We start from the raw sequence: 5,133 nt of genomic DNA on the forward strand, positions 1-5,133 counted from the left end.
AAAAAAATCAGTCGGCAATCTACAGTCCACAGTCGGCAAAAAAATCAGTCGGCAATCTACAGTCCACAGTCGGCAAAAAAATCAGTCGGCAATCTACAGTCCACAGTCGGCAAATAAATCAGTTGGCAATCTACAGTCCACAGTCGGCAAAAAACAATTGCCGACTGCTAACTGCCGACTGCCGACTGCCGACTTTGGAGGGGCTATACGCTGTACTGCTCCCATTTCTGTAATACCGCTTTAAAATCCTCTGCCAATTCACACTCAAACCTTACTTGTTTTTTACTACCGGGATGGATAAAACCGAGTGATTTTGCATGAAGCGCCTGGCGGGGTAATTCCTTAAAGCAGTTTTTTACAAAAGCTTTATACTTTGAAAATTGTGGGCCTTTCACGATCTTATCACCGCCATAAACAGCATCATTGAAAAGAGGATGTCCGATATACTTGAGATGCGCCCTTATTTGGTGCGTTCGGCCTGTTTCTAATTTACATTGAATCAACGATACATACTGAAAAGATTTTAAAACCACAAAATGAGTAACAGCCGGTTTTCCGTAATTTCCTTCGGGAAAAACTGCCATCACACGCCTGTCTTTGAGACTTCTGCCGATATTGCCTGTAATAGTCCCCTTCCATTTTCCATTTTCCATCTTCTCTGCCTGCGCTGATGCTCCCGCCTGCCATAGGCCTTTGGTGGGCAGGTCGGCAGGCAGGCATTTTCCATCTTCAAAATCCCCCCATACCAATGCAAGGTATGTCCTTTCAATAGTGTGTTCAAAAAATTGTTTAGCGAGGTGAGCTAGGGCTAATTCTGATTTTGCTACTACTACAAGGCCTGATGTATCTTTATCTATCCGGTGCACTAAACCTATCCTGTTATTGGAAATATCATGTCGAACAGAGGTTGGGAAATGAAAGGCAAGTGCATTCACCAAAGTACCCGTCCAGTTATTATGTGCAGGATGCATGACCATGCCTGCTGGTTTATTTATAATTATGATATCATCATCTTCAACAATAATATTGAGTGGTATGTCTTCAGGAATAATTTCTTCATCCCTTGGTGGATTGGGAAGTGAGACAGTAATGATATCTTGCGGCTTTACCTTATAATTTGATTTGATAACCACTTCATTTACTTTGATAGCATCGCATTTAATCGCATTTTGGATTTTGTTGCGTGTAGCATGAGGCAGCCTGTCAACCAGGAATTTATCTATTCTCAATAAATCCTGGCCTTTGTCCACCACAATACGGTGATGCTCGTATAATTCATTTTCGGTAATTTCAATGTTTTCGTTTTCTTTTTTCATATTATTTATTTTTTAAATACCACCTTTTTTCAAAAGCCTCCGCTTTCCCTATCAGCGCATCCTTCAGCACCATATTGGAATTGATCGTATTCCTTCCTTCCTTTACATCATAAATAGTAGGTATCACCGGGTTTTCATAGATGGTTTTGTAGTGCGTACCGATTCCCTGCTTTTTCATCTCAGGCGATGGCGCTACCAAAGCTCCGATTGCTTTTTGGTAATAATATAGAGCAGTATCTAAGAGGCATGTGGCATGGAGCTTGTGGCTTGGTTGGCTTTGTTCCTTGCTCCAAGTTCCATGTTCCATGCTTGCCTTAGCGACATAAATTAAGGCAATGCTTTTATAAACTAATCCAACACGAGGATGAAAATATCCAAATGTGTTCCGGTATATTGCCAACGCTTTTTCCTGGTATTCCATGGCTCTATCATACTCCTTTAAAGCATTATAAATACTTCCAATATTTGTATAGGTGGAAGCCACATCAGGATGGTTGGGGCCAAGAGTTTTTAACCGTATAGATAAAGACTTTTTATGATAATTCATTGCTTCATCATAGTCACCTTCTTCATAATAAACATTTCCCATGTTATTATAGCTCATAGCTACATTAGGATGGTCAGGTCCTAGGGTTTTAAGCCAAATTGATAGGGCACTCTTATGATATAGCATTGTTTCACCATAGTCACCTTCTTCACAATAAACATTTCCCATGTTATTATAGCTCATAGCTACATTAGGATGGTCAGGACCAAAAGTTTTTAGCCTGATTGATAAAGCCCTTTTATAATACAGCATAGCCTCACCATAGTCGCCTTTATCATAATAAACTACTCCCATGTTATTATAGCTCATAGCTACATCAGGATGGTCAGCACCAAGGTTTTTTAGCATGATTGATAAAGCCCTTTTATAATAGCGCATTGCCTCATCATCGTTACCTTTAGCAGCATAAATATTTCCCATGTTATGATAGCTTGCCCCTACTGAATGGTGGTTTTCTCCAAGAATGGTTATCTGTTTTTTTGCTGCCTTCTTATAATGCTTTAATGCTTTATCATATTCACCTTTCCGCATGTAAATTATACCTAAAAAAACATAAGTATTTGCCACCTGTATGTGCTCCTCTCCCAACATCTGCAGCCCCGTCCGCAGTGCTTTGTTTGTATATTCCAATGCTTTGGCATAGTTGGCCTTGAGGGTGTAATTGTACCCGGTCCGGTATAGGCATTTTATGTATTGCTCGCGACTTTCCAGCCCACTATCTAACCCTGCATTCGTACCACGAAGAAAACGAAGATAAATCTCACTGGCTTTTTCAAAATAGTAAGTAGAGCTGTCGTATTTGGCGGATTTTTGGAGGATTATAGCATCCTGGAAAAATTGGTTAGCTAAGGAGGTATCTCCCGATAGCTTTTGGAACTGGCAAAAAGCTTTGATGGGAAATAATAATATTAGAAAAACAGAAATTGTCTGTACCAACATTTTTTTTTATAATGAGAATTACAAAAATCTTTTTATAAAAAAATTAGAAAAAGTGTTCACGTGTTCAAGTGTTCAAGTGAACACACGAACAGCAAATACTCATTTAACCATATAAACATTGTCATTTGAAGAAATGCCTAAAATACTTAAAATTTAAAATGCCTAAAATTAATAAGAACTAAAATTTAGTTGTATTTTAGGCATTTTAGGCATTTTAAATTTCTTCTATTCCCCTCTATTCATCGGATGAGCCCAACGCACAGTCTATCCACTCATCCGATGATTTCCACCCTTTTGTCTACTGCCACTTCTTCCTATTCCCCTATTTCCTTATTTCCTTCTTCTTCTAACCTTCCTCCTCCCCACACTCGTCTTCGACACTCTCCCCACAAGCTTATTGACCAAAAAGTTATGAACCGGTATCATCAGCAGGGCTATGGCGCTGTTTATGGCGAGGGTCAGGGCAGGGTTGCCTCCCGTATATTGGTCTATGAGCGGGTCTATTAGCACCAGTATGAACTCAAACAAAAATACCACCACCACAAAGATCACGTTTTTTGTCGTCTTTTCACCTATGGCAAACCAGCCCGAAAACATACTTCCCAAAAACAATACTACCAAAGAATTCCAATTGATAATAAACAAATTTGGCAAGGAAATTGTTGAACAAGTAGAAATACAATTGAAATATGAAGTGTATATTGACAAACAGCAGCAAATGGCACAAAAACTTGAATTGATGGAAGATCTTAAAATCATTTCTAATTTTAACCACACTAAAATATCAGCACTGTCATCAGAGGCAAGACAAAAACTTTCAAGTATTAAACCAAAAACTATAGGCCAGCCATCAAGAATTAGCGGAGTTTCACCAGCAGATGTTTCTGTATTAATGGTTTATCTGGGAAGATAGATATGTACGAAAAAATTGAACATTGCCCCATTTGTGATCATCAACAATTCACTAATTATATATTATGCGAAGATTTTATGGCAAGTAAAGAAAGTTTTGCGATTACAACCTGTAATAATTGTTCTTTTCTGTTTACCAACCCAAGACCAGACATCGATAATATTGGAAAATATTATTCTTCAAAAGAATATATCTCACATACAGACAGAGCAATAAATCCAATGCAACTCGTGTATAAAATTATCCGTTCATATACACTAAAGGGAAAATTATCTCTTATCAATTCTTTGACCAAGAAAGGTAATCTCTTGGATTTTGGTTGCGGCACAGGACATTTTTTAAATACCTGTCAACAAGCTGGGTGGAATATCACAGGATACGAACCAGACAAAAAAGCAAATAGTATTGCAGCGGTGCTAACCGGTAAATCCATTTACCAAACTATTAATTCTATAGAAACTACCCAGACTTATGATGTTATTACTTTATGGCACGTACTAGAACATATTCATGACTTAGATACCACCATGAAATTTCTATTTACAAAAATAGCAGCACACGGTTCAGTTATCATAGCTGTACCCAATCACAATTCATGGGATACAAAACACTACAAAGAATACTGGGCTGGCTATGATGTACCTAGACACCTTTATCATTTTACACCTGAAACGATGAAGAAACTTGTGGAAAAACATGGATTTAAAATTAATAAAACCATCCCTATGAAGTTTGACGCATACTATGTATCAATCTTAAGTGAAAAAAATAAATACGGTACATATAATATTTTTAAAAGCATTATAAATGGTTTTAAATCTAATAAACAAGCATTTATAAACAATAACAATTACTCTAGCTTACTTTATATTCTTAATAAATGATATTTCGTATATTTTTTATAACTTCAATAAATTTATTTTTGCTTTTTTGAGCCAACCTAACATTTGGGGAGATCGCTTCGCTCCATCTGGTTGTGTTTCAAAGGGTTGCTTCGCTCCATCCCCTTGGCTGCCCCTGGCTCGCAACGCGATGACAATTTTATTGAGGGACTGGCTGGCATAGTCAAGCGCCTGGTCGTATTCACCGGTGCGCCAGAGGGCATCGGAGAGGCGGTTGAGGGTAACTATTTTGGTGGTGTCTGCTTTGGCGGTTTTGAGGGCATGTTTTAAGCTGTCAATTTTATTGTTAGCTAAACCATTTGCTGTGTATAAAAAACACAGTGTAATTGATAAAAGGGTTTTTTTCATGAGCTTATGTAAATGGTTAACAACAGTTAATAGCGGTTAATAATGGTTAATATCGGTTACTTTTTCATATGCTTAATCTTGAAAAAAAGCAGTGTTTTAAGCAACCGTTGTTAACTGTTGTTAACCGTTGTTAACCGTTGTTAACCGTTGTTAACTGTTGTTAACTGT

The 5,133-nt window shown here is 37.8% G+C and carries 6 protein-coding genes; 3 read left to right on the top strand and 3 right to left on the bottom strand.

Annotated elements, in window-relative coordinates; all coding sequences use genetic code 11:
- Positions 1–203: 203 nt before the first annotated feature.
- Together FVQ77_09615 and FVQ77_09620 are read right to left on the bottom strand one after the other, a co-directional pair.
- Positions 204–1,316, bottom strand: coding sequence for an RluA family pseudouridine synthase (locus tag FVQ77_09615; protein ID MBW8050579.1), 1,113 nt, complete (start codon positions 1,314–1,316; stop codon positions 204–206).
- 1 nt (position 1,317) lies between these two features.
- Positions 1,318–2,802 (bottom strand): tetratricopeptide repeat protein, encoded by a 1,485-nt coding sequence (locus FVQ77_09620; GenBank protein MBW8050580.1) that lies wholly within the window; start codon positions 2,800–2,802, stop codon positions 1,318–1,320.
- A 279-nt stretch (positions 2,803–3,081) separates the two neighbouring features.
- Here FVQ77_09620 and FVQ77_09625 point away from each other — a divergent pair, with 279 nt between their 5' ends.
- Genes FVQ77_09625 through FVQ77_09635 form a run of 3 tightly spaced genes read left to right on the top strand, consistent with a single transcriptional unit; the run spans position 3,082 to position 4,599 of the window.
- Positions 3,082–3,309, top strand: a complete 228-nt coding sequence (locus tag FVQ77_09625; protein ID MBW8050581.1) for a hypothetical protein — start codon at positions 3,082–3,084, stop codon at positions 3,307–3,309.
- Positions 3,239–3,715: a hypothetical protein gene (locus tag FVQ77_09630; protein MBW8050582.1), complete on the top strand. Its 477-nt coding sequence runs from the start codon at positions 3,239–3,241 to the stop codon at positions 3,713–3,715. Before FVQ77_09625 ends, FVQ77_09630 begins: the two co-directional genes overlap by 71 nt.
- 2 nt (positions 3,716–3,717) lie before the next feature.
- Positions 3,718–4,599 (top strand): class I SAM-dependent methyltransferase, encoded by an 882-nt coding sequence (locus FVQ77_09635; protein ID MBW8050583.1) that lies wholly within the window; start codon positions 3,718–3,720, stop codon positions 4,597–4,599.
- Between the two features lie 15 nt (positions 4,600–4,614).
- Here the strand turns inward: FVQ77_09635 and FVQ77_09640 are convergent, their stop codons facing one another.
- Positions 4,615–4,965 (bottom strand): hypothetical protein, encoded by a 351-nt coding sequence (locus FVQ77_09640; GenBank protein MBW8050584.1) that lies wholly within the window; start codon positions 4,963–4,965, stop codon positions 4,615–4,617.
- Positions 4,966–5,133 lie beyond the last annotated feature (168 nt).

Source organism: Cytophagales bacterium, assembly GCA_019456305.1.
Taxonomy (GTDB): domain Bacteria; phylum Bacteroidota; class Bacteroidia; order Cytophagales; family VRUD01; genus VRUD01.